Raw genomic sequence first — 25,971 nt, 5'->3', positions numbered from 1 at the left:
TGAGTTAACTGGCTGCGATGCAATCGTAAGTCGATACCGGGCCGTCAGGCCCGGTTTTTTGAATGACCCGAGGGATGTCCTGTGAGGCAGATTAGTGCAATTTTGGCGGTGATTATCGCGCTGGCGATATCCTGCACAGCATGGGCGGCGGACGAAGTGCCGGCGGCCATTGATGCCCCGATTGATGCAGCGGTGTATGAGAAGCTGGTGCTTCTGACAGAAGCCAGTTTCAGGGAAAAAGTAGGAATTGTGGAAGAGATGGCCGATAGCAGCGGCCAGCAAGCCGTGCTGGCGTTGCAAATCCTGCTGAATTCGCAGCTCTACCACGACGAGGAAGGTAACCAGGAATTTTATCAGCTGGTGCAAGACAGCGCTGGCAAGGATCAATTGTACAATCTGAAGACGGGCAGGCTGGCGCCGGACCTCAGCCTCAAGCAGCTGGACAAGGTGCGCACTAACAACCGCCTGCGCAAGGCGATTAAACAATCGATTGCGAAAATCCGCCTGTTCAAGGGCTCGGAGCCAGAGCGCCTGGCCGCGCTGCAGTCGATGTTGGGTGATATGGACGCCGATAACGCCAAGCTGGTGACCACGGCCATGAGCACAGAAGCGTCGGAGTCGATTCAGGAGTTGATGCAGGTCGCCATGGCCATTTACCGTGCCGGGGCGGGCGCCGAGGAAGAAAAGTTCGCCGCCATAAAGACCCTGCAAGGGCGGCTGGAGCCGGAGGTGCGCGCCGCCTTGACCGGTTTGGTGGAGAGCAGCAAAGGCAATAAGGTGCTGCATGCGGCCGCGCTCAAGGCACTGCAGACCACCGAAGAAAAAGTGGAATTTTACGGCTTTGTGGAGAAGCTGTTTTTTGGTTTGAGCCTGGGCTCGGTGCTGCTATTGGCCGCCATCGGCCTCGCCATCACCTTCGGCGTGATGGGCGTTATCAATATGGCTCACGGCGAAATGATCATGTTGGGAGCCTACACCACCTATGTGATCCAGTTGCTGATGCCGAACCATATCGGCTATTCCATTGTCGTGGCCATCCCGGCGGCGTTTGTGGTCTCCGGCCTGGTGGGTATTGCGATTCAGCAGGGCATCATTCGCTTTCTCGAGGGGCGGCCACTGGAAACCCTGCTGGCGACCTTCGGCTTGAGCCTGATACTGCAGCAGGCGGTGCGCAGTATTTTCTCCCCGCTCAACCGCCAGGTGTCGTCGCCGGAGTGGATGAGCGGCGCGCTGGAGATCAACCCGGTGCTGGCGCTGACCTTTAACCGGCTCTATATCCTGGCGTTTTCCCTGCTGGTGTTTGCGGTCCTGATGTACGTGTTCAAGAAAACCAATCTCGGCCTCAACGTGCGAGCGGTGTCGCAAAACCGCGATATGGCGCGGGCCATGGGAGTAAAAACCCAGCGCGTGGATGCCCTGACCTTCGGGCTCGGTTCCGGTGTTGCCGGTGTGGCCGGAGTGGCCTTGAGCCAGCTCACCAACGTCGGCCCCAACCTGGGCCAGTCCTACATCATCGACTCCTTTATGGTGGTGGTGTTCGGTGGCGTGGGTAACCTGTTGGGCACCCTGGTGGGCAGCTTCTCCCTCGGCATTGCCAACAAGTTCCTGGAGCCATTGACCGGCGCGGTGTTGGCCAAGATCCTGGTGCTGGTATTTATTATCCTGTTTATCCAGAAACGACCCAAAGGGCTGTTTCCACAAAAAGGGAGGGCTGCAGAATGAACGCCTTCAGTCGAATTCTCGCCAATGTACAACTGCGGCGGCAGAGCACCAGCCTGGTGGTGGGGGTGCTGTTTGTGGTCACCCTGTACGCCTCAGTGTGTAACCTGTTGCTGTCACCGGACTCGATGTTCTACGTCAGCACTTACACCATCACCCTGATGGGCAAGTACCTGTGCTACGCATTGCTGGCCCTGTCAGTGGACGTGGTGTGGGGCTACTGCGGTGTGTTGAGTCTCGGCCACGGGGCGTTTTTTGCCCTCGGCGGTTACGGTATGGGCATGTACCTGATGCGCCAGATCGGTGATCGCGGTGTCTACGGCAACCCGGAACTGCCGGATTTTATGGTGTTCCTGAACTGGGACACGCTGCCCTGGTACTGGTTCGGAATGGACCAATTCTGGTTCGCCATGTTAATGGCGATGCTGGTGCCGGGCCTGCTGGCCTTTACCTTTGGCTGGCTGGCGTTTCGCTCCAGGGTCACCGGCGTCTACCTGTCGATTATGACCCAGGCCCTGACCTTTGCCCTGATGCTGGCGTTCTTCCGCAATGAAATGGGCTTTGGTGGCAACAACGGCCTGACCGACTTCAAGGACCTGCTGGGTTTCGATTTGCAGTCGGACAATACCCGCGTCACCCTGTTCGTGCTTACCGCCACGTTCCTGGCGCTGGCGTTCCTGGTCAGCCGCTTTATCATGGATTCGCGCTTCGGCCGGGTGATCCTGGCTATTCGCGACTCGGAAGCCCGGGCTCGCTTTGTCGGCTACCGCACCGAGAGCTACAAGGTCTGGCTGTTTGTCTACTCCGCGGTACTGGCGGCCATTGCCGGCGCCATGTACGTACCCCAGGTGGGCATCATCAACCCCGGTGAATTTTCGCCCATTAACAGCATCGAGATGGTGGTCTGGGTGGCCGTGGGCGGGCGCGGCACTTTGTACGGTGCCATTGTCGGCGCCTTGCTGGTTAACTACGCCAAGACCCGTTTTACCGCCATTATGCCGGACGGCTGGTTGTTTGCCCTCGGCGCCCTGTTTGTCTGGGTCACCATTTTCTTACCCCAGGGCCTGGTAGGTTACTTTGAAAAATTACTGGCCAAATTTAAAAATTCCAACGGCGGTGGCGGCGCGGCCAGCCCGGCCGGCGCGAAGGAGGCCAGCTCATGACCTTTATCGAAGATACCCGGGAATTCTGGCGTCGCGATCGGGTTTGGCCGGCATTGAATCGGCAACACAACGCGGTTGATGTGTCGAAGAATATCATCCTCTATGTGGAAGGCTTGAGCGTCAGCTTTGATGGCTTCAAGGCCCTCAACGACCTCAACCTGTACGTCAAGGACGGCGAGTTGCGCTGCCTGATCGGTGCCAACGGCGCCGGCAAGACCACGCTGATGGATGTGATTACCGGCAAGACCGCCTGTGACAAGGGCAGTGTCTATTTCGGTCAAACCATCAACCTGCTGGAGCACTCGGAGCCGGAGATTGCCCAGCTCGGCATTGGTCGCAAGTTCCAGAAGCCCACCGTGTTCGAGGCGCAAACGGTGTTCCAGAACCTCGAGTTATCACTCAAGGCCAGCAAGGGAATCTGGTACAACCTGAGCGCCACCCTGAACTCGGAGGAAGACGACCAGATTACCGAGATACTGCACACCATCGGCCTCAGCCAGCAGCGCCAGCTGTTGGCCGGCGCCCTGTCCCACGGGCAGAAGCAGTGGCTCGAGATCGGCATGTTGCTGGCATCGCAGCCGCGCCTGCTGCTGGTGGATGAACCGGTGGCCGGCATGACTGCCCAGGAAACCGAGCGCACCGCGGAGCTATTGACCTCACTGGCCGGTGAACGCACCGTTATTGTGGTGGAACACGATATGGAGTTTGTGCGCAGCATCGCCCGCACGGTGACGGTGCTGCACCAGGGCAGCGTACTGGCCGAGGGTTCCATGGACGAAGTGCAAAACAATCCCGATGTGATTGAAGTTTATCTGGGAGAAGAAGCGTGATATCGATCGAGCAAGTCAACCAGAAATACGGCGGCACCCAGATTCTCTGGGACCTGGACCTGGAGATTAAGGCCGGCAGTCGCACTTGCATTATGGGTCGCAACGGGGTGGGTAAAACCACCTTGTTGAAGTGCCTGATGGGATTGCTGCCCATCAGCAGTGGCCGCATTGTGTTTGATGGCAAGGAGATACATAACCAGATCGCCGAGGTGCGAGCGCCGCTGGGCATCGGCTACGTACCCCAGGGACGCGATATCTTTCCGCTGATGACCGTGGAAGAAAACCTGCGCATCGGTTTACCCTGTCGCAGCGATAAGCTAAAGTCGATCCCAGACAAGGTGTACGAATTGTTTCCGGTGCTGAAGGATATGAAGGCGCGCCTGGGCGGCGACCTGTCCGGTGGCCAGCAGCAGCAGTTGGCGATTGGCCGGGCGCTGGTGACCGATCCCAAAGTGCTGATCCTGGACGAGCCCAACGAGGGCATCCAGCCCAATATTGTGCAACAGATCGGCGATGTTATCCTGCGGCTCAACGCCGAGGATAATATGACCGTGATTCTGGTGGAGCAAAAGCTCGGCTTCGCGCGCAAGGTGGGCCAGGAATTCCGGCTGATGGAAAAAGGTCGGGTGGTCGCCAGTGACAGCATGGACAAGCTCAGCAGCGATTTGATCAAGCAACACCTTGCGGTTTAATCGAAAGTTTGGGTAACAGAAATTTCAGTCAGCGACACATCCGCAATGAACAGGCTTAAGCCCGCATGACCATTTACAACGCCTTGGCGACAGCGGATATTGCCTCCACCTGGGACGCCAGCCTCGAGCTCGGGTTTGAACAAAACAGCCGCGGCTCGCGGCTCAAGTCCAAGCGCCATGTGGGCCCGCTGTACGTGCAAAAGCCGTTTTATCCGGAGGGCGAAAACGTTGCCCACGTCTATATCCTGCACCCCCCGGGCGGGCTGGTGTCCGGCGACCGGCTCGATATTACCGTGCGAGCGGGCTCCGGCTCTCACGCCCTGTTAACCACCCCCGGTGCCGGGCGAGTCTATCGCGCCCGCCACGATCACACTCCCCAGTGCCAAACCATCACCCTCGACCTGCAGGCCGACGCGGTAGTCGAATGGCTGCCGCTGGAAACCATTGTTTTTAACGGTGCTCGCACCCGCCTGCAAACCCGGGTTAACCTGCAGCCCGGGGCGCGCTATATTGGTTGGGAAGTGACCTCGCTGGGCCTGCCCGCCAGCCACAGCGCGTTCGATAGCGGTGAAGTGCAACAGAGCCTGACCATCGCGCAGGCGGATACACCACTGCTGATCGAGCGCTTGCGCTTGCAGGGCGAAGACCAGGGCCTGTTCAGCGCCCGCGCCGGCATGCAGGGCCTGCCGATCAACGGCTTGTTTGTGGCCGGGCCATTCTCGCCGACACAGGCTAAAGATGATTTACTGGGCTTGCTGCGTGAGCAGGCCGAGGCCAGCGATTTCAGCAACTGCCTGGCCGGGGTGTCGCTGGTCAATGGCTTTCTCGTCGGCCGCTACCTCGGCGCCTGCAGTGAGCAGGGGCGCAACCTGTTCGAACGCTGGTGGTCCGTTGTGCGCCCGGAATTGCTGGCAAGAGCAGCCTGTCGGCCGCGCATCTGGTCAACCTGATTGGCAATGATTTACGCAAATTGGTTACGGAACTGAATTATGGAATTGTTACCCAGAGAAAAAGACAAGCTGCTGGTATTTACCGCCGCACTGCTGGCGGAACGGCGTCTGGCCCGGGGCCTGAAATTGAATTACCCGGAAGCCGTGGCGTTGATTACCATGGAAATTATGGAGGGCGCCCGGGACGGCAAAACCGTGGCCGAACTGATGAGTTACGGCAAGCAGATCCTGGGCGTTGACCAGGTGATGGACGGCGTCGCGGAATTGATTGCCGAAGTGCAGGTCGAGGCGACCTTTCCGGACGGCACCAAACTGGTGACAGTGCACGACCCCATAAATTAATATTTTTAGCGGCGAAAAGTTTTTGACTTACTTACTAAAAAGCAACTACTACAACGCCAGGCTTCCTTCAGCTGGCACGATGGTAGGTCTGGCTTCGGGGGCTTGCTTTCAAGACCCTCGACAGCATGGATGCTGTCGTGGAGCCCCCATGGATGGGTGCACGGCGAGTCTTGAAAGCAAGCCCCCGGAGCCAGGCCGGGAAAAGAACTAATACCCCAAGGGCAACAAGGAATAAAGCCAACTATCGCCAATAGCCGGCTTATTCATCGAGAAATCAGGAAAGTTTTTGATCTAAAGTGCAGTTTAACTGAGTGATAAAACCATGCTGAGTATTGTCAGTTCACCTCACACCGACTTTGTTTGTGCGATGATAAGGAAGCGATCATGAAACCAGGTGAAATCAAAGTGGCGAGCGGCGTCATCAATCTGAATCCCGGCCGTCGCACTATCAAACTGCGAGTGGAAAACAGCGGCGACCGACCAGTGCAAATTGGCTCCCACTACCATTTTTACGAAGTTAATCCGGCGCTCACGTTTGAGCGCGACAAAACCTTGGGCTACCACCTCAATATTGCCTCCGGCACCGCGGTGCGCTTTGAGCCGGGGCAGGGCCGCGAAGTGGAGCTGGTGCAATACAGCGGTACGCGCACGATCTATGGCTTTCGCGGCGAAGTGAATGGCCCTGTTGACACGTTCGCTGCCACTAAAAAACCGGGAGATAAACCATGACCACCATGGACCGTGAAAGCTATGCCCATATGTTTGGGCCCACCGTGGGCGACCGGGTAAGACTCGCCGATACCGAACTCTGGATCGAAGTGGAAAAAGATTTTACCTGCTACGGCGATGAAGTTAAGTTTGGCGGCGGCAAGGTAATTCGCGATGGCATGGGCCAGAGCCAGCTGTCCTGCAGCGAAACCGTTGACCTGGTCATCACCAACGCCCTGATTCTCGACCACTGGGGCATCGTCAAGGCCGACGTGGGCATCAATGATGGTCGCATCGTCGCCATCGGCAAGGCCGGTAATCCCGATGTGCAAGAGGGGGTGGATATCTTTATCGGCCCCGGCACCGAAGTGATTGCCGGTGAAGGCTCGATCCTGACCGCCGGCGCGGTCGATGCCCATATTCACTTTATCTGCCCGCAGCAAGTGGAAGAAGCGCTGATGAGCGGGGTCACCACCATGATCGGTGGCGGCACCGGGCCAGCCACCGGCACCAACGCCACCACCTGCACGCCGGGGCCCTGGAACATCGGCAAGATGTTACAGGCCACCGACAGCCTGCCCATGAACTTTGGCTTTCTCGGCAAGGGCAACGCCAGTTTGCCCATTGCCCTCGAAGAGCAGCTGCAAGCCGGCGCCTGTGGCCTCAAGTTGCACGAGGACTGGGGCACCACGCCGGCGTCCATCGACACCTGCCTCAGCGTGGCCGATGCCTACGACGTGCAAGTGGCGATACACACCGATACCCTCAATGAATCCGGCTTTGTCGACGATACCCTGGGCGCGTTCAAGGATCGGGTGATTCACACCTACCACACCGAGGGTGCCGGCGGCGGCCACGCGCCGGATATTATCAAGGCCTGCGCCTACCCCAATGTATTGCCGTCCTCCACCAACCCGACCCGGCCCTACACCCACAATACCATCGACGAACATCTCGATATGCTGATGGTGTGTCATCACCTGGACGCCAGTATTCCGGAAGATGTGGCCTTTGCCGACTCCCGTATTCGCAAGGAAACCATCGCCGCGGAAGACATACTGCACGACCTCGGCGCCTTCAGCATGATCGCCTCCGACTCCCAGGCCATGGGCCGGGTGGGCGAGGTAATCACCCGCACCTGGCAGACCGCCCACAAAATGAAAGTGCAGCGCGGCGCGCTGCCAGAAGACGATGGCAAAGCCGACAATTTTCGCGCCCGTCGCTATGTGGCCAAATACACCATCAATCCCGCCATTACCCACGGCATCGCCCACGAAGTGGGGTCCATCGAGGTGGGTAAGCTGGCGGACCTGGTCTTGTGGAAGCCGGCGTTTTTCGGTATCAAACCGTCCATGATATTGAAGGGCGGTATGATTGCGGCGGCGCCCATGGGCGACCCCAATGCCTCCATCCCGACGCCCCAGCCGGTGCACTATCGCCCCATGTTTGGCGCCATGGGTCTGGCGGTGTCGGCAACTTCAGTCACCTTTACGTCACAGGCGGCGATGGACAACGACGTGGCCGGCAGCCTCGGCCTGCAGCGGCGCCTGGTAGCCTGTAAAGACACCCGCAACCTGAGCAAAAGCGACATGTTGCTGAATACCTGGCTGCCTGATATCGAAGTGGACCCGCAAACCTACGAGGTCAAGGCGGACGGCAAATTACTCACCTGCGACCCGGCCACAGTGCTGCCGCTGGCGCAGTTGTACTGCCTGTTTTAGCCTTTGAAATTGCAAAATTTGGAGTTATAAGTGGACGTATACCAACGCTTTGATCAACCCGTGCGCAACGCCGCCGATGAGGAGTTGATCCTGACCCACGAACAGCGCCTGAAGGGCCGCCTCAAGGCAGTGGCACGCAGTGGCGAGGAAGTGCGGTTATTCCTGGAGCGGGGCAAAACCCTGCTGCCGGGCGATCTGTTGCAGAGTGAGTGCGGCAAGGTGATTCGGGTAGAGGCGGCGGTGGAAGAGGTGATGTTGGCCAGCTGTGACGACTGGCTCACCTTCAGTCGCGCCTGCTACCACCTCGGCAATCGCCATGTGAAAATTGAAGTGGGGGAGCGACAGTTAAAAATTACCCCGGACCATGTGCTGCAACAAATGCTGGAGCAGCTGGGTCTGCAGGTGGAAACTGTGCAGTCGGTGTTTGTGCCGGAATCCGGTGCCTATCAGCAGGCGGATCAACCCCACGGTGGGCATGCCCATTCCCACCGGGGCCATCACCATGAGCACCACTGACGCCAGCCTGCTGCGGCTGTTGCAACTCAGCAGCGTCAGCCTGCCGGTGGGCGGCTACGCCTTCTCCCAGGGGCTGGAGTACGCCGTGGAGTGCGGCTGGGTCAACAGTGTGGAAGACACCGCGGCCTGGCTGCAAACTCAAATCGACCAGTCGCTCGGCTATGTGGACCTGCCAGTGCTGGCACACGCCTGGCAGGCGGCGGCGAGTGGCGATGGCGACCGCTTCAATTATTGCAACGACCTGGTGCTGGCCTGTCGCGAAACCGCCGAGCTGCGCCTGACCGACACCGCCATGGGCACATCGCTGCAGCGGGTGCTCACCAATCTGGAGTTGCCGCCGCTGCCATTACAGGGCCGCGACTGCAGCTTTGTGGTGGCGTTTGCCTGGGCCGCGCAACAGTGGCAGATCGAGCTGGAGGCAACGCTGTTAGGCTACAGCTGGAGCTGGCTGGAAAACCAGGTGGCCGCCGCCACCAAGCTGGTGCCGCTGGGGCAGACCCAGGCCCAGGCGCTGCTCAGCCAGTTGCAGGGCAGTGTCGCCAGTACTGTAACTAACGCCCGGCAGCTGGAGCTGGACGAAGTGGGGGCCTGCCTGCCCGCGCTCGCCATCGCCAGTTGCCAGCATGAAACCCAATACACCCGTTTATTCAGATCCTAGGGGACAACACGTGAACAGTAATTCAAAAAAACAAACCTTGCGCATTGGTGTAGGCGGGCCGGTGGGCTCTGGCAAAACCGCACTGCTGCGCACTCTCTGCTCGGCGTTGCGTGAATACTACGATATCGCCGTGGTGACTAATGATATCTACACCCAGGAAGACTCACAGTTTTTGACCCGGCACGAGGCGCTGAGCGCCGATCGTATTATCGGGGTGGAAACCGGTGGTTGCCCGCACACGGCAATTCGCGAAGACGCTTCCATGAACCTGGCGGCCATTGATGAGCTGCAGGGCCGCCATCCGAATCTGGATCTGGTGTTTGTGGAGAGCGGTGGCGACAACCTGAGTGCGACCTTCAGTCCGGAGCTGTCGGATTTGACCCTGTATGTGATTGATGTCTCGGCCGGTGACAAGATCCCGCGCAAGGGCGGGCCAGGTATTACCCGCTCGGATTTGTTGATTATCAATAAAACGGATTTGGCACCACTGGTAGGTGCGTCGCTGGACGTTATGGATCGGGATGCGAAAAAAATGCGCGGTGACAAGCCGTTTGTGTTCAGCAACCTGAAGTCCGGCCAGGGGGTGGATCAAATTATAGAATTTATTATCGGTGAGGGCATGCTGGAGGCGAAGCAAGTGCCGCCGGCCAAGGCTGTCGTTTAATTAGTTAAGGAGAGATTTATGCGGTTTTTAGTAGTAGCTTTGTTGGCGACAGTGTCGGCGCCGTTGTTGGCGCACGAGGGTCATGGTGCGGGCAGTGGTACTGTGCACGCTATGGATCATATGTTGTTTACTCTTGGTGCTGTTGCCGTTTTGGCGTTGGGTTACGGTGTTTTCCGGTTTGTTTCGCGGCGTGAGAAGTAATAGTGGGATGTTTTGTTTATAGGGTGATGCTCAAGGATATTTGAGTTTGGTTTTATGTGAATTGGGTGTGTAGTGAGTGGCGGCTGGCGAGGTCGCGCAGCTGACGCGCTCAAGCCCATCCATGGGTCGCTCGACTGCCGACATCCCTGTCGGCAGACGGTCAGCCGCGCAACCTCGCCAGCCACCACACCAACCTTCGTTGCGGAATTTGAGAAAAAAACCCAAAACCTCAAAGCTCCAAAACCTCAAGCTTCTAATTTCAAACTTCAAAGTTCAAAGTTCAGATTACAAACTTCAAACCCCAAACTTCAGATGCCAACCTCCAACCTCCAACCCCCAAACTTCAGATGCCAACCTCCAACCTCCAACCCCACTAAAGCTTCATGCTGGTGGTCGAGTTATTCCTACGCTTCGTAACCTCGTACTCCAGGGGAGCGTTTCGAAGTTACGATTCGATATAACTATTCAATAGATATTGCCGCCTCTGCTTTGGTTTTTAGAGTAACGATTTACATTCTTCGAGTTGGCAAAATGGTGGGTGCATTGCGCTGTGCCTGAGCAAGCCAGACCTTCTGCCGCCATGGATGGCGGCAGAGAGCCTACATGGACGTATTCACGGCGTGTCTGGATTGATCAGGCACAGCGCAATGCTGGCAGGTAACAGAGTTTTACACCGCCCCATCAAGCACCAGAAAGTCCTTATCGCTCACTATCCGCCGCGGCATTATGTCGCTGTTGTTGGTGATGACCAGGCACAGCGCAATGCTGGCAGCAAGTGAGTTTTACAACCCATCACAACTCCAAAAAATCTTTATCGCTCACTACCCGTAGCGGCATTATGTCGCTGTTGTTGGTGATGATCAGGGATGAATCTACTCGGGTGCAGGCGCCGGCGTAGCGGCCTTCGGCGAGGAAGCTGCAGATCTGGGTGTTGTAGCCGCCGATGCGGGGCAGGCGCCAGAGTTGCTGGTAGATGTAGTCCTGTTGCTCGAAGCGGCCGGAGGTGGCGTCGAGGGTGGTGTTGTCGCTGTCTACTATGCTGATGTTGAGGCCGCAGCGGCCGGCGATGGGTTTGCTGACGTAGCCTTTTTGGCGCAGGTTGTCGGTCAGTTCGAAGTGTGATTCCAGCAGGAACGGGTGGTCGGGGAACAGTTGCCAGAGGATGGGGAGTATGGCTTTGTTGCTGGGGATCAAGGTCCAAAGGGGTTCGATAACCATGGTCTGGGGCTGGAACAGCACGTCCATCAAGCGGGGTTCGCCGAAACGGACTTGGCCCGGGGTTCGATTGGTGTCGTTCAGTTCGGCGCGCAGTTGGTCGAGGGCGGTTTCCCAGGCCCAGGTTTTCCAGACCCAGCGAATGGCGTTGCCGTCGCGGTCCAGTACCTCACCGGCGGTGCCGAAGCGTAAGCTATTGACGCCGCGGATCACCTTGCATTCGATGCCGGCCTTTTCCATGGCGCCTTTCATATAGAGGGCGTGATAGGTTTCTTCCTGGTCCTTGTCGAGCATGATGTGGACGAGGTCGTCGACGTCGTTGCCTTTCCAGGCTTCCACCAGGTTTTGGAACAGTTGGGCGCCGGCATCGACGCCTTCGTCGCAGCCGCTGTGTTTGGCCCACAGGCCCTGGATCTTGCCGCACTCCATGTGGCAGGAGGCGGAGTCGGCGTTGTATTCGTAGACTTTGAGGCCCTGTTCGGTGAGGCAGAAATCCAGTCGCCCGGTGATCATCTGGTTGCGGCGATTGTTCCAGGACTGGTGAATGCGCGGCCAAATTTCCTGCGGGATGTTGAATTTTTCCAGCAGCTTTTCGTTTTGCAGGACGTAGTCGGTGGCGTGCATAAACAGCGGGTGCAGTTCGTTGCTGGCGCGCTTGAGTTCGGTGACGGCGGATTGTGACAGGCAGAAGTATTTGTCCTGGTCGGCCTCGACACTGCAGAGTTTGTTGCCATTGGCGGCGACGTAGGCGGCTTCATCGGGGTTGGCGATGTTAAGCCAGGCCTTGCTGGAGTAGGGGCGGGTCACTGCCTGCAGTTTGATTTGAAACAGGTGCGGGTCGATGGGGTCGAATTGTTCGGCAAAGCTGTTGTCGTCGGTTTGTATCACCCAGCCCAGGATGGAGGCGTCCTCGAAGGAGCACTGTACCCAGAAGCTGCCGTCGTCGGCGTAGCAGGCGGGCAGTTCGCGGCCGTAGTCGCAGTCTTCCGGCCAGCGCAGGTGGTTCAGGTTTTGCTCGGCAATGCGGATGCAGTCGTCCAGTACCTCGGTCACTATGGCGACATGACCGGTCTCTTCGAATTCACCCCCTTCACTCCAGATCAACATGCAGCCCGGTTCTGGCGGTCGGCGCGAACCGTTGGCAAAGGCGCGCAGGGGCAGCTTTTCGCCATCCTCGATGCGTTTTACCTCGGGGATGCGAAAGATATCGTAGGCCATGGCGATGTCTTCGAAAACGTAGCCCCGGTTGAGCAGTAGCCAGCGGCGGGCAAACTCGACACACTGCCATTTGTAGCCGGTATAGACCTTGTCGACGTAATGGCGAAAGGAGTGGCGGTCGGGCAACTCGATGGGGTCGGCACTGGCATAGTCGGACGAGTAGACGGCGACGCCGCCGGGGGCATAGCCCAGCACGGTACCAAAGGGGAGTGGTTGGGGCTTGGTCGCGGACATAGGGAGTTGTCTCACAGGGGGGGCGTTTACTGGATCTTACACCCTTGGACAGAAGCTGGAAACCAGGCTGAGTTGCGGCGGGTTGTTCCCTGTTATGATGGTGGCTGATACGTATCAAGCGAGCCTCCTATGGATGAGCAATTGGATAAAATTGTCGCCAGCCTGCAGCGTGGTTTGACCACCACCTGGTTGCGGGCGCAGGAGGTTGTTTCCGCAGTGCCCGGTGTGCCGGGCGTTGAGATAGATGCGGTGATGAGTCGCTTTGCCCGCTTTGAACCGTTGCTGGCACGACTGTTTCCCGAGGCGGGCTGGGATGGCCGGGTTTGCTCACCGCTGCTGCGCTATCCCGCTCGAGTGGGTGAGCTCGAGTCTGTTTGGGTCAAGGCAGATCATTTGTTGCCCATGACTGGCAGTGTCAAGGCCCGGGGCGGGGTGTACGAGTTGCTGTGTGCACTGGAAGACTTCGCCGCAGAGGATAATCTGCTGCCTGAGGGGGCGGATCTCTCACTGCTGCTGGAGCCCGGAGCCCGCGCGGCATTGGCGCGGCGGCGTGTGGTTGTGGCCAGCACCGGCAACCTGGGTTTCAGTATTGGCCTGGTGGCGCGGGCCTTTGGCGTCAATGCCGATGTGCACATGTCCGCCGATGCCAAACAGTGGAAGAAGGAGCGGTTGCGGGCGCTGGGGGCGACGGTTATCGAACACGCTGGCGACTACGAGCAGGCGGTGGCTGTTGCCCGGGCCGAGTGCGCGGCCAGCGGTGCTTACTTTATCGATGATGAGCGTTCGCGGCGACTCTTTGCCGGTTACAGCGCCGCGGGGCGGGAGTTGGCTGCGCAGCTGGTGGAGGCCGGCGTTAGTATTTCCAAAAATCAACCGCTGGTGGTTTATTTGCCATGCGGAGTGGGTGGCGCGCCCGGCGGGATAATGGCCGGTTTACTGCGCGAGTTTGGTGACGCCTTGATAGTGGTGTTTGTCGAGCCTGTGGCGTCGGCCTGCATGCTGCTGGCACTGGCCAGCGGCCGGCGTCAATCGGTGTACCAGTTCGGACTGGATAACCACACAATCGCCGATGGCCTCGCGGTGCCTACCGCGTCGCAATTGGCGCTGGATTTGATTGGCGCGCGCATTGATGCCGTGGTGGCAGTGCCGGACGATGCCATGCTTGACGCGCTGCGCAAGGTTTGGGGGGAAGCACAATTACGGCTTGAGCCTTCGGCGGCCGCAGCCTTTGTCGCGCTGGAGCCATTTATTGCAGCGAGAGCTGCCAGGGGCGACAGGCTTGAGAAGGCAGTCCATGTGGTCTGGACGACCGGAGGATCGCTGTTGCCGGACAGTGAATTTTTGCCGCTGATAAACCCGGATCGGTGAGATAAAGCCGACCGTCGCATCGACTTTTGGGGCTGCGCGACGGTGGCAAACGAACAAGTTACGGCGCCTCTGCAGGATACAAAGGCGCCGCTGGTGGTGGGGCCCGAGTTGATTCAGCCGGGGGGGGCGAACGAATCCGGGCCTGCTGTTCAGAGATTGTGCTTCAGAGTATGGTCCTCAGGGTTTACTTTACCGGACTTCCTTGTTCGAGATCCCTGAAGAAAAGTCTCCTTAAAAAGTAAAGTTCAAGCGCGCACTGTAAGACGCACCGTTAAAGCCGTAGGGTACACCTCGTATCGCCGTGCTGTAGCCGCCGTTGGAAATAAATTCCAGCACATCATCGCCGTCCAGTGAGCGCGGTACTTCATCGAAAACGTTGTTGCCGTTGAGGGACAGGGTCAGGTTTTCATTGACTTGCCAGCTCACGCCGATGTCCACCAGCCAGGCGGCATCCACGAACGTGGTGTCGCGGAAGTTACCGCTGGCGGCGAGAAAGTCGGGCACGGCAATGGCATTTTGGGCGAAGGTATCGACTTCGGTATCACCGTAGTAATTAAAGCGCACAAAGCCGCTCCAGGCATTTTTGCCATAATCCAGGGTCAGGGTCAGGCGCTCGCCCGGCTGGCCTGACTCCAGGATTGAGGTGGAGTTGCCATTGAAAATACCTCTGCCCAGGTGAATTTTTTCCACGCTGGTGTCGTTGACATTGGCCGCCAGGGTTACACCGAAGTCGCCGTCCGCCACCGTGGTGTCGTAGGTGACGATCAGGTCGATGCCTTCGGTCACGGTATCCACCGAGTTGCTGAAGGTTTGCGCCTGGCTGGTACCGGTTGCCGCGAGGGCGGCAATAGCGCCGTTGGGGTCGGGAATGTCAGTATTGTCCGCCAGGGTGTTGGCGGTGGCAAAGTTACCCAGGGTGATGCGGTCCTTGATTTCAGTGCGGTAGGCGTCCAGGGTCACGGTCAGGTTGTCAAAGGGTTCGTAGACAAAACCGAGGCTGAAACTGGTTGAGGTTTCCACGTCCAGTTGCGGCACGCCGATGGCGGTGGCGTAGGCCGAGCCGGGCAGGGCGACGAAGGAGGGCACCAGGTTGCCGGTCTCGACGCTGTCCCTGGAGACTACACCGGTGAAGGAGCTCTGCGGCAGGGAGGGTGAGCGCAGTCCGGTGGCGATGGCGCCGCGCAGGGCAAAGGTATCAGTAAAGACGTAGCGGGAGGCGATCTTGCCGGTCAACTCGTCGCCGGCGTCGCTGTAATCTTCATAGCGGGCCGCCACGCCCACCAGCCAGTCGTCCGTGAAGTTGTGTTCGAAGTCAGCGTACACGGCCATCAGGTCGCGGCTTGAGTCGCTGGAGGTGGCAATACCCGGGAACGCCTGGAAACCGCAGTGGGTTTCGACACTGGGGTCATTGGCCGAGGGAATGGAGACAAAGGTGCCGGAAGAGCCGCAGGAGTAGGAGGCGAAATCACCCTTGGTGATGGCGTAGTCTTCGTCCCGGTACTCCAGGCCAAAGGCGGCGTAGAGCGGCTCGCCACCCCAATCGAACTCGCCGGACAGGTCGACGTTGAAGGTGGTCTGGTTGAATTCAAAGCTGGCGGAATTGCCGGAAGTTGGTCCGGCATTGGCGGCAATCTCCGCATCGGTAGCGCCCGGGTTCTGCTGCACGTACTCGCCAGCAATGGATGCATTGATGGAGTTCTGCACCCCGAAATCGTAGGCGTTTTCGCCGTACACGCCGGAGACGTCCAGGCGCCAGGTGTCATTCAGTTCGGTGCGATAGCCCAGCGCAAAAGAGATGTCCCGGGCGGCGTTGTCCACCCGCGGCAAGAAGCCGTCGGGGTACACCTGGGTTACGGTTCGCTCGGGCTGGTTATTGCGGCGCCAGAAGCCCGCGCCCAGCGCCTCGCGATTGGAGTAACCGCCGAAAGAATAGAGTTCGCCCTTGGCCAGCGGGATGGCGGAGTTGTAGAAAAAGGATTTGAATTCGGTTTCGCCGTCGCCCTGGTAGAAGCGCACGTCGTCGGACAGGGTTCCCGGCGCAATGGTGGATGAGCCACCGGTATCGCGCTCGGCGCGGTTGGTGCCGTCGCCATCGCGAAACTCCACCGAGGCGTTGAAGAAGCCTTCGTCACCGAGGGCGATGCCGCTGTTCAAACCGACCGTGAAGGTATCGCCATCACCCTCGCCAGTCTGCCCGAACTGGACAAAACCAGTGGTTTCATCGACGCTGTCTTTCAACTTCAGGTTGATGACGCCGGCGATGGCATCGGAGCCGTACTGGGCCGACGCGCCATCGCGCAGTACTTCGACGGACTGCAGGGCGATCATGGGAATGGAGTTCATGTCAGTGCCGGCGGCACCTTCCCCAACCGTGCCGGAAATCTGGAAGACCGACTGATGGTGGCGGCGCTTGCCGTTGATCAGGACCAGGGTCTGGTCCGGTTGCAGGCCGCGCAAGGTGGCCGGGCGGAACAGGTCGGAGGCATCGGAGACCTGGGTGCGGGTGAAGTTGAACGACGGTGCGGTGGACTGCAATGACTGGCCCAACTCGGTCTGGCCGCTGCTCATCAAGTCTTCTGCTTTGATTACATCTACTGGTACTGCGGCTTCGGTGGCGGTGCGTCCGGCGACCCGGGTGCCGATGGTGACTACTTCTTCGATCAGGGTATTGCTGTCTTTGGCGGCTTGCGCACCCGGGGCGACCAGGGCGAGCGGGGTAATCCCGCTGACAAGCATGACCGCGGTTGAGAGCAGGCTGCGGTTAAATCGTAGTTTTGTTGAATTCATTTGTTATTCCTCCGCTGGGGGATGGTAATTTTTATGTGCTCTGAAGCTCTTCAAAACAACACAAATCATACGCGGACGGAAAAATTAAAAATTTCTAATTGTTGCCTGCCCAGGGACGTTTGGAGAATATTAATTCTCCTTTGGTCGCTTTAGTTGGTTTCTATTCTCTTCTGCTACGGGAGAGTGAAATGAGCGACCTGTGCACTTGCGCTCATCTTGTCCCGCGGTTGGTGCAAAGCCTGGTGGCCGGGGCAGTATAAAGGTGGATCATTGGCAGCGGTTAAGCCTCGGCTTTATGGCCAAACACTTCCAGCGGCAGGGCGGTTTCCTGCTTCACTGCGCGCAGGGCAAAATTGGAACGAACCTGGACCACATAGGGAAGCTTGAGCAGGAACGTCTGCAAGAAGCGGTCGTAGGCGGAGATGTCCGGCACCGCAACTTTCAGGACGTAGTCCGCTTCGCCCATGCTGGCATAGCACTCCAGCACCTCCGGGTGGCCGTTGACCTCCTCTTCAAAGCGTTGCACCGCATCTTCCTGGCGCCCGTCCAAAGTGACGTTGGCAAACGCAACCTCGCCAATACCCACCAGTTTCGGGTCGAGCAGGGCGGCGTAGCGGCGAATGACCCCGCTCTGGTTCAAATTGGTGAGGCGGCGCCAGCAGGGGGTAGTGGACAGGCCGATGCGCTCCGCCAGTTCCTGGTTGGTAATTTGACCTTCCTTTTGCAGAATCTGGAGAATCTGCCACTCGTAGCGATCAAACTTCATAAGTTGCCCCGTTATTTCTGGATGGATGGGACGTTAATGCGGGTTATACGGTCAAAAACTATTCCGCTAAAAACCCGCTTTCGGCGTTGCTGAGTCCCTATTTAGTCTCAATCATAAAGTACTTTCTCAAAAATGGTCAATTAGGAGTAAATTATTATTCCGACTGTCAGAAAACCACCTGTTTAAAGAATTGTAATCTCCGGCGCCCTGATAGACTGTTTGCCAATGCTAGAAAAAAAACCAACTCCAATAAATTCTGCACCAGAGGATAATAATAATGGCCGCACCGCGAGGCGAATTCAGCTCAAGACTCGGATTTATACTGGCCGCTGCCGGCTCTGCCGTGGGCCTGGGTAATATCTGGGGCTTTCCCACCCAAGCGGCCAGCAATGGTGGCGGGGCATTTCTGCTGGTCTATTTGATTATGGCCTTTTGCCTGGCCTACCCGGCGCTAATGGCAGAACTGATTATCGGCCGCCACGCCCGGGCCAACTCGGTGATTGCCTTGCGCAAGATTGCCAACAGTGACACCACTCGCCATTTGGGGGCGGCCACCGGTTTTGCCGGTATCACCACCGCCAGCCTGATCCTCAGCTTTTACGCCATTGTCGCCGGCTGGATGCTGGCCTATTTTCTCGAGCCGCTGTGTGAGCTGGTGGGCTGGTCCGCCGGTGCCAGCTGGCTGACGGAATTCAGTGTCGAGCGCAATTTGCTCTTTATGCTGGCGTTTATGCTGCTCACCGTGTCGATTATTTGCGGCGGGGTCAAGGACGGTATCGAAAAATGGTCGACGCGACTGATGCCCATGCTGCTGGTGATTATGGCGCTGCTGATCGTTTATGTGCTGACCCTGGACGGCGCCATGGCGGGGGTGCGGGCTTACCTGATTCCCGACTTTAGCCGCGCGGTGGAGCCGCAGCTGATCGTCAGTGCACTGGGGCAGGCGTTTTTCTCCATGTCACTGGGTGTGGGCACCATGTTGATCTACGGCTCCTATATCGGTCGGCAGGAAAACCTGGCGTCGCTGGGGCGGGCCGTGACCCTGATCGATATCGGTATTGCGGTAATGGCCGGGCTGTTGATTATCCCCGCCATGTACGTGGCCCAGAGTAACGGCGTCACTATCTACGATGCGGCCGGCAACCTGGTGGCCGAGGAGTCCCTGATCTTCACCGTGTTGCCGGCGCTGTTCGACACCATGGGTGCAGCCGGGCTGTTTGTCGCCTTTGCCTTTTTCGCCCTGATGGCCATCGCCGCCTTGACCTCGTCCATTTCCATGCTCGAAGTGCCGGTGGCCTACGCGGTGGAAAGTCACGGCCTGCAGCGCAAGCGCGCCACCTTCCTGATTGGCGCCATCATCACCCTGGTCAGCACCGTGATTATCCTCAACTTTGACACCCTGTTCGGCCTGGTAGTGAGCCTGGCGACCCGCTACAGCCAGCCGCTGCTGGGCCTTATGTTGACGGTGTTCGCCGGCTGGATCTGGCATCGCGCCAGTGTGCTGAAAGAGCTCAAGGCGGGCTTTGCCGGAGCCGAGCACAGCTGGTTCTGGAAAATCTGGCCGCCCTATATTCGCTATGTGTGCCCGGTTGCGATTCTGACCGTCTTTTTACAGCTGGTGTTGTCGTGACCGCGGCACAGGCAGGAGTAGTTACGCCATGAACATCAAACCATCGGATCAGCAGCGCCTGCAGCAATTGTTGCAGCACCTTGAGCAGCATTCCAAAATTGCGCTGGGCTACCCTGTGGCCAACGACTTCGATTACACCGCCCTCAAGCCCTTTATGGACTATGTCATCAACAACGTGGGCGACCCCTTTGTGGAAGGTACCTACAAGGTGGAGAGCCGCGAGTTTGAGCGGGAAGTGGTGGAGTTCTGGGCCAGGTTAATGCGTGCGCCGGAGGACAACTGGTGGGGCTATGTCACCAACGGCGGCACCGAAGGCAACCTCTACGGGCTCTACCTGGCGCGGGAGTTACACCCCAAGGGAATCGTTTACTTTTCCCAGGACACCCACTACAGCGTCACCAAGAACCTGCACTTCCTCAATATGCGCCACATCATGATTCGCTCGCAACGCAACGGTGAGATCGACTACGAGGACTTGCGCGAGACCCTGAAAGTGAACCGCGATGTACCGGCCATAATCTTTGCCAATATCGGCACCACCATGACCGAGGCAAAAGACGATATTGGCCGTATTAAAACCATTCTCGCGGAGCTGGTGATCGGCCAGTACTACATCCATTCCGACGCGGCCATGGCGGGCGCTGTCGCCCCCTTTCTGGAGCCCCGGCCGAGCTTTGATTTTGCCGACGGTGCCGACAGCATCTCCATCAGCGGGCACAAATTTATCGGCTCGCCCATGCCCTGCGGCATCGTGCTGGCACGCCGCAATCACGTCAACCGGATTGCCCGCTCCATCGCCTACATTGGCAACCTGGACACCACCATCACCGGGTCCCGCAATGGCTTGACCCCGCTGATCCTCTGGTACGCCATGCGCGCCTTTGGCGAGGACGGGCTGCGAGCGCGGGTGCAGAAGTCATTGCAACTGGCCGCTTACGCCGAGGCGCAACTGCAGGCCATAGGCGTGCAGGCCTGGCGCAACCCCAATGCCCTGACTGTGGTTATGCCCCAGGTGCCCACCTGGGTTCAGGAAAAATGGCAATTAGCGACCGCCCAGGGCATCAGCCACATCATGCTGATGCCGCAAAAAAACCTGACCACGCGATTGATCGACGAGTTTGTCGCCGACATGGCCAGCGTATGTGCAATGGCAGAGGAGCAACAGCTATGAAGCTGATCACCATTATCTGCAAGGCTGCCGTCAATCCGGTTACCGAGGTCACCGAGTTGCTGGGGCAAGAGCAGATCAATATCGAGGATATCGATTTTAACCAGTTTGGCGAAGAGGCCTTCCTCAGTATCGCGGTCAGCGATTACGACAGGAGCCTGGCACTGTTGACCGGCGCCGGCTTCAATGCCGTCTCCGACGACGTGGTGTTGCTGCGCGGTGAAGATCGCCCCGGTGAACTGGCGGAAATTGCCCGTGCCCTCACCAACCGCGGGGTGCAGATTCGCTCCTTGACCCTGATGGAAATCAGTAGCGGCGGTGCCGTGGTGGCCATAACCACCAGTGACAACGCCGCCGTGCGGGAAGCGTTTAGCGACCAGGTGGTGAATTGAACCCGTTTCCCGAATTGAGCCCGTTTCCCAAATTAAATTTATTAGCACCCAATTGAGGATCAACAACATGAAAGAACTGCTGCAGAAATACGAAAACAAAACTCCGGAAATCGTCTTTGAATGGCACGATTCAGAAACCGATGCGGTGGGCTGGGTGGTGATCAACTCCCTGCGCAATGGCGCCGCCGGCGGCGGTACCCGCATGCGTGCAGGCCTGAACAAGGACGAAGTGGTGTCGCTGGCGAAGACCATGGAGATTAAATTCACCGTCTCCGGCCCAGCCATCGGCGGCGCCAAGTCCGGCATCAACTTCGACCCCAAGGATCCGCGCAAGCGCGAGGTATTGACTCGCTGGTACCGCGCCGTGGCGCCGCTGCTGAAAAACTATTACGGCACCGGCGGCGACCTCAATGTCGACGCGCTGCTCGATGTGATTCCGCTGACGGAAAAGTACGGCATCTGGCACCCCATGGAGGGCGTCATCAACGGTCATATTAATCCCAAGGAGGCGGAAAAAATCCAGCTGATCGGCCAGCTGCGCGCCGGTGTGGCAAAAATTATGGAAGACCCGCGCTACGCGCCGGAGGGCGGTAGAACCTACAAGGTCGCCGACATGATTACCGGTTACGGCGTGGCCGAATCGGTGCGCCACACCTACGCCTGCTACGGCGAAAACCTCGAAGGCAAGCGGGTGATCGTGCAGGGCTGGGGCAATGTAGCAGCGGCCGCAGCCACCTACCTGGCCAAGGAAGGGGCGCGCATCGTCGGCATCATCGACCGGGTCGGCGGGCTGATTGACGCCGACGGCATGGACCTGGAAACCACCAAGGCGCTGTTTTTCAACCGCGACGGCAATGCCCTGGATGCGCCAGACATGCTCAGCTTCGACGAGGTTAACCAGCGGATTTGGGAAACCCCGGCGGAGATTTTTATTCCCTGTGCGGCGTCCCGGTTGGTGACCCGGGCGCAGGTGGACAGCATGGTCAACTGTGGCCTGGAATTGATCGCCTGCGGCGCCAATGTGGCCTTTGCCGACGAGCAGATCTTCTACGGCCCGATTGCGGAATACGCCGACAGCAAAGTGGCGGTGGTGGCGGATTTTATCGCCAACTGCGGTATGGCGCGGGTGTTTGCCTATTTGATGCAGAGCGGCGTGGAAGTGACCGATGAGGCGATCTTTAGCGACGTCTCCAACACCATTGGTGAAGTGGTGCGCCGGGTCTGTGCCGAACGCCCCGACCGGCGCCAGTTGATGGCCACCGCCCTGGGGCAGTCCATCAAGGAACTGATCTAGAGCGGGCCTCGACGGCTGTGAATTTTTTAGTCCGGCAACACCGATTGCCAGTGACCGTTAGTTACACGTACACAGGAATGCAAGGAGACCAGCATGACCGACGCGCAGCAAGCCATGCAACTGGATGATTACGATCTGCAGGATCGCTATCGCCGCCGCAGCGGGCGGGTGTTTCTCACTGGCACCCAGGCGCTGGTGCGCCTGCCCCTGATCCAGCGGGAACTGGACCGCCAGCAGGGTCTCAACACCGCCGGTTTTATTTCCGGTTACCGGGGCTCGCCCCTGGGCGGTTATGACCAGGCCCTGTGGGGGGCAAAGGAGTTCCTGCAGGAGCAGGACATCACCTTTCATCCCGGCATCAACGAGGAGCTGGCCGCGACCGCGGTAATGGGCACCCAGCAGGTGGAGGTGGAATCCGAGCGCGAGGTCGACGGGGTGTTTGCCATCTGGTACGGCAAGGGGCCCGGCGTCGACCGGGCCGGGGATGCCCTCAAGCACGGCAACGCCTACGGCTCTTCCCCCCACGGCGGCGTGCTGATGCTGTTCGGCGACGACCACGGCTGTGTGTCGTCCAGCATGTCGCACCAGTCCGACGTGGCCGCCATGTCCTGGTATTCCCCCACTATTCACCCCGCCAGTGTGGCCGAGTATATTGAGTTTGGCCTCTGGGGTTGGGCACTGTCGCGCTACTCCGGGATGTGGGTGGCGTTCAAGGCCATCTCCGAAGTGGTGGAGAGCGGCATGTCGGTGGAACTGTCGGATTTGCCGGTGTTCAATACCCCGGCCGACTTTACCCCGCCGGCCGATGGCTTGCACTTCCGTTGGCCGGACCTGCCGGGCATGCAAATTGAAAACCGCATGGTGGCCAAGAAAGAGGCGGTGCTGGCGTTTGCCCGGGCCAATCCCATCGACCGGCGCATCTACAACCCGACCCATGCGCGCATGGGCATTGTCACCACCGGCAAGGCCCACCAGGACTTGATGGAAGCCCTGTCCTACCTGGGTATCACCGAGAAGAAGGCCCACGAAATCGGTCTCGATATTTACAAGGTCGGCATGGTCTGGCCGATCGAGCCCCATGGCATTCGCGAATTTCTCAAGGACAAGGAAGAAGTGCTGGTGGTGGAGGAAAAGCGCGGCCTGATCGAGAGCCAGCTGAAGGAACTGCTCTACGATTACCCGGGCTACAAGCCCAAACGCATGGTGGGCAAGTACGATGAATACTTCAAACCGCTGTTGAGCTGGACCGAAGAATTTTCCCCCAGCTATCTGGCGCCCATCGTCGCGCGGCGGCTGGCCCATGTGTTTAGCGGCCTGGACTTCACCGCCGCGCTGGACTATATCCGCGATACCGGGGTCGAGGTCAGCGCCCCCGGCGGTGTGCGACGGATGCCGTTTTTCTGTTCCGGCTGCCCCCACAATACCTCCACCAAAGTGCCCGAGGGCAGCCAGGCGCTGGCCGGTATCGGCTGTCACTTTATGGCCTCGTGGATGCCGCGCAAGACCACCTCACTGATCCAGATGGGCGGCGAGGGCATTGGCTGGGTGGGCAAGTCGCGCTACCTGGGCAGCGGCCACGTATTCCAGAACCTGGGCGAGGGCACCTACTTTCACTCCGGCTATCTCGCCATTCGCCAGGCCATTGCCGCGGGCGTGAACATCACCTACAAGATTCTGTACAACGAAGCCACCGCCATGACTGGCGGCCAGCCGGTGGACGGACAGATCAGTGTGCCGGCCATTGCCAACCAGGTGCGCGCCGAAGGTGCCGAGCGCATCGCAGTGGTCAGTGACGAGCCGGAGAAATACACGGACAAGAGTATCTTCCCCGCGCGCACCACGTTTCATCACCGCGACGACCTGGATGAAGTGCAGCGTGAGCTGCGCGAGATTGCCGGTACCACCATCATTATCTACGACCAGACCTGCGCCGCGGAAAAACGCCGGCTGCGCAAGAAAAAGCAGTACCCGGACCCGCCCAAGCGAGTGTTTATCAACGAACTGGTGTGCGAGGGTTGTGGTGACTGTTCCAAACAGTCCAACTGCCTGTCGATTTTCCCGAAGAAAACCGAGTTCGGTCCCAAACGCAAGATCGACCAGTCCTCTTGCAACAAGGACTACTCCTGCGTCAAAGGTTTCTGCCCCAGCTTCGTTACCGTGGAGGGCGGCAGTTTGCGCAAACCCACGGCGGTGGATGCCGGTGACGAGTTTACCCGGCGGGTGCAGCGCTTGCCGCTGCCGGACATCCAGCCACTGGAAAAACCCTTTGACCTGCTGGTGGGCGGCGTCGGCGGCACCGGTGTAGTAACCGTGGGCGCGCTGATCACCATGGCGGCCCACCTGGAAGGCAAGGGTGCCTCGGTGCTGGATTTTATGGGCTTTGCGCAAAAGGGTGGCACGGTGCTGAGCTACGTGCGCCTCGGCAAAAATCCCCAGGCACTGCACCAGGTGCGCATCGACCGGGGCATGGCCGATGCCCTGATCGCCTGCGACATGGTGGTGGGCACCGACCAGCGTTCACTGCGGGTGCTGCGCCACGGGCACAGCCGCGTCATCGTCAATTTGTCGGAGCTGCCCAGTGGCGACTTCGTCACCGATCGCAACGCCGACATGCAAGCGGACCTGCGGGTGCACACCCTGGAGCAGGCAGTGGGCGCCGAGCTGGTCGATCGTCTCGACGCCAACAACCTGGCGGAGCGGCTGATGGGCAACACGGTGTTTTCGAACATATTCCTGCTCGGTTACGCCTGGCAGTCGGGCATGATTCCCCTCAGCCTTGAGGCCATGTTACGCGCCATCGAAATCAATGGCGTGGCCATCGACGCCAACAAGCAGGGCTTTCACTGGGGCCGCCTCGCCGCCGAGGATCTGGTCTTTGTGCGCAGCGTGGCCGGTGAACAGTCGCAGGCTATGGCCACCGAACTGGATGACATTATCAGCAAACGCTACGACTTCCTGGTCGGTTACCAGGATCAGGCCTACGCCGATCGCTACCGCAGCTTTGTCGACAGTGTCAAAGCCCGGGAGCAGGAGCTGGGTGCCAACGAGTTCCCCTTGACCGAAGCAGTGGCCCGTTACCTGTTTAAACTGATGGCCTACAAGGACGAGTACGAAGTGGCACGGCTCTACACCGACGGCAGTTTCCTCGACCAGGTGGCGCAGACCTTCGAAGGCGACTACAAGCTCAAGTACCACATGGCACCGCCCCTGCTGGCGCGGGAACTGGATGCAGAAGGGCGGCCAAAGAAACTGCAGTTTGGCCCCTGGATGTATCGCGCCCTCAAACTCACTGCCAAATTCAAGTTCCTGCGCGGTACCGCCCTGGATCCCTTTGGTCGCACCCTCGAGCGCAAACACGAGCGCGCCCTGATCGAGGAGTACCAGCAAACCATCAATGAGCTGCTACCACAGTTAACCGAGCGCAATTTTGACTACGCCCTGCAGATCGCCTGCCTGCCCGACCAGATCCGCGGCTATGGCCCGGTAAAAGAGCAGGCCATGGAAGAAGCCAGGTTAAAGCGCAAGGATCTGCTGCAGCGCTTCGCCAATCCGGACAGTGTGGTACGGTTAGTGGAGGTGGCTTGAGTAGGGAGTTGAGCAGTATTTCTGTTTGTTGTGAAAACCAGTTTTTTGCCGGAATTCCCCTGCGCAGGATCAACCCAGACACGCCGTGAATACATCCGTGTAGGCTCTCTGTGGCCATCCATGGCCACAGAAGGTCTGGGTTGCTCCAGC

Annotated in this window: 20 protein-coding genes; 17 read left to right on the top strand and 3 right to left on the bottom strand. The window is 58.9% G+C overall.

All coding sequences use genetic code 11. The features are described from left to right. Positions 1-81 precede the first annotated feature (81 nt). The 11 genes from urtB (at position 82) to ureG (ending at position 9,963) form a co-directional block, all read left to right on the top strand. Positions 82-1,722 carry an urea ABC transporter permease subunit UrtB gene (gene urtB / locus G8764_RS02360; RefSeq protein ID WP_341806275.1) on the top strand — a complete coding sequence of 547 codons (1,641 nt, stop codon included), beginning with the start codon at positions 82-84 and terminating at the stop codon, positions 1,720-1,722. After that, positions 1,719-2,882 (top strand): urea ABC transporter permease subunit UrtC, encoded by a 1,164-nt coding sequence (gene urtC / locus G8764_RS02355; RefSeq protein WP_166161474.1) that lies wholly within the window; start codon positions 1,719-1,721, stop codon positions 2,880-2,882. Before urtB ends, urtC begins: the two co-directional genes overlap by 4 nt. Beyond that, on the top strand, positions 2,879-3,712 hold the full coding sequence (urtD, locus tag G8764_RS02350; RefSeq protein WP_166161472.1) for an urea ABC transporter ATP-binding protein UrtD: 834 nt from the start codon (positions 2,879-2,881) through the stop codon (positions 3,710-3,712). Before urtC ends, urtD begins: the two co-directional genes overlap by 4 nt. Beyond that, the gene (gene urtE, locus G8764_RS02345; RefSeq protein ID WP_166161470.1) at positions 3,709-4,404 is read left to right on the top strand and encodes an urea ABC transporter ATP-binding subunit UrtE; all 696 of its coding nucleotides are present in this window, start codon (positions 3,709-3,711) and stop codon (positions 4,402-4,404) included. The genes urtD and urtE overlap by 4 nt, the downstream gene beginning before the upstream one ends. Before the next feature lie 65 nt (positions 4,405-4,469). Then, positions 4,470-5,354 (top strand): urease accessory protein UreD, encoded by an 885-nt coding sequence (locus G8764_RS02340; RefSeq protein WP_166161468.1) that lies wholly within the window; start codon positions 4,470-4,472, stop codon positions 5,352-5,354. A 39-nt stretch (positions 5,355-5,393) separates the two neighbouring features. Then, entirely contained in the window at positions 5,394-5,696 is a 303-nt protein-coding gene (locus G8764_RS02335) for an urease subunit gamma (RefSeq protein ID WP_166161466.1), read from the top strand. A 384-nt stretch (positions 5,697-6,080) separates the two neighbouring features. Further along, positions 6,081-6,425, top strand: coding sequence for an urease subunit beta (locus tag G8764_RS02330; RefSeq protein ID WP_166161464.1), 345 nt, complete (start codon positions 6,081-6,083; stop codon positions 6,423-6,425). Further along, positions 6,422-8,125, top strand: a complete 1,704-nt coding sequence (ureC, locus tag G8764_RS02325) for an urease subunit alpha (RefSeq protein WP_166161462.1) — start codon at positions 6,422-6,424, stop codon at positions 8,123-8,125. Before G8764_RS02330 ends, ureC begins: the two co-directional genes overlap by 4 nt. Before the next feature lie 30 nt (positions 8,126-8,155). After that, positions 8,156-8,641, top strand: a complete 486-nt coding sequence (ureE, locus tag G8764_RS02320; RefSeq protein ID WP_166161460.1) for an urease accessory protein UreE — start codon at positions 8,156-8,158, stop codon at positions 8,639-8,641. Beyond that, the gene (locus G8764_RS02315) at positions 8,565-9,299 is read left to right on the top strand and encodes an urease accessory protein UreF (protein ID WP_341806274.1); all 735 of its coding nucleotides are present in this window, start codon (positions 8,565-8,567) and stop codon (positions 9,297-9,299) included. Before ureE ends, G8764_RS02315 begins: the two co-directional genes overlap by 77 nt. Positions 9,300-9,309: 10 nt before the next feature. Then, the gene (ureG, locus tag G8764_RS02310) at positions 9,310-9,963 is read left to right on the top strand and encodes an urease accessory protein UreG (protein ID WP_341806273.1); all 654 of its coding nucleotides are present in this window, start codon (positions 9,310-9,312) and stop codon (positions 9,961-9,963) included. Between the two features lie 993 nt (positions 9,964-10,956). On the opposite strand, the gene gss is transcribed toward ureG, so the two are convergent. Further along, on the bottom strand, positions 10,957-12,831 hold the full coding sequence (gene gss, locus G8764_RS02305; protein WP_166161456.1) for a bifunctional glutathionylspermidine amidase/synthase: 1,875 nt from the start codon (positions 12,829-12,831) through the stop codon (positions 10,957-10,959). A gap of 129 nt (positions 12,832-12,960) precedes the next feature. On the opposite strand from gss, the gene G8764_RS02300 reads away from it, so the two are divergent. Further along, on the top strand, positions 12,961-14,199 hold the full coding sequence (locus G8764_RS02300) for a D-serine ammonia-lyase (RefSeq protein WP_166161454.1): 1,239 nt from the start codon (positions 12,961-12,963) through the stop codon (positions 14,197-14,199). Between the two features lie 231 nt (positions 14,200-14,430). Here G8764_RS02300 and G8764_RS02295 read toward each other — a convergent pair whose 3' ends face one another. Beyond that, positions 14,431-16,986 carry a TonB-dependent receptor plug domain-containing protein gene (locus G8764_RS02295; protein WP_166161452.1) on the bottom strand — a complete coding sequence of 852 codons (2,556 nt, stop codon included), beginning with the start codon at positions 16,984-16,986 and terminating at the stop codon, positions 14,431-14,433. Between the two features lie 280 nt (positions 16,987-17,266). Next, positions 17,267-17,752, bottom strand: coding sequence for an Lrp/AsnC family transcriptional regulator (locus G8764_RS02290; protein ID WP_166161451.1), 486 nt, complete (start codon positions 17,750-17,752; stop codon positions 17,267-17,269). Positions 17,753-18,029: 277 nt separating this feature from the next. Here G8764_RS02290 and G8764_RS02285 point away from each other — a divergent pair, with 277 nt between their 5' ends. The 5 genes from G8764_RS02285 to G8764_RS02265 all read left to right on the top strand — a co-directional run bounded on the left by G8764_RS02285 (position 18,030) and on the right by G8764_RS02265 (position 25,821). Next, a complete protein-coding gene (locus G8764_RS02285; protein ID WP_166161449.1) occupies positions 18,030-19,382 on the top strand; it encodes a sodium-dependent transporter in 1,353 nt (450 codons plus the stop codon). A 28-nt stretch (positions 19,383-19,410) separates the two neighbouring features. Then, positions 19,411-20,553 (top strand): histidine decarboxylase, encoded by a 1,143-nt coding sequence (locus G8764_RS02280; protein WP_166161447.1) that lies wholly within the window; start codon positions 19,411-19,413, stop codon positions 20,551-20,553. Continuing rightward, entirely contained in the window at positions 20,550-20,942 is a 393-nt protein-coding gene (locus G8764_RS02275; protein WP_166161446.1) for a hypothetical protein, read from the top strand. Before G8764_RS02280 ends, G8764_RS02275 begins: the two co-directional genes overlap by 4 nt. Before the next feature lie 67 nt (positions 20,943-21,009). Then, positions 21,010-22,236, top strand: a complete 1,227-nt coding sequence (locus G8764_RS02270; protein ID WP_166161444.1) for a Glu/Leu/Phe/Val dehydrogenase dimerization domain-containing protein — start codon at positions 21,010-21,012, stop codon at positions 22,234-22,236. Between the two features lie 93 nt (positions 22,237-22,329). Next, a complete protein-coding gene (locus G8764_RS02265) occupies positions 22,330-25,821 on the top strand; it encodes an indolepyruvate ferredoxin oxidoreductase family protein (protein WP_166161442.1) in 3,492 nt (1,163 codons plus the stop codon). The last annotated feature ends 150 nt before the right edge of the window (positions 25,822-25,971 follow it).

The sequence above is a fragment of the Pseudomaricurvus alcaniphilus genome, assembly GCF_011440395.1.
GTDB classification, from domain to species: domain Bacteria; phylum Pseudomonadota; class Gammaproteobacteria; order Pseudomonadales; family Cellvibrionaceae; genus Pseudomaricurvus; species Pseudomaricurvus alcaniphilus.
This window is presented reverse-complemented; position numbering and strand designations above follow the sequence as displayed.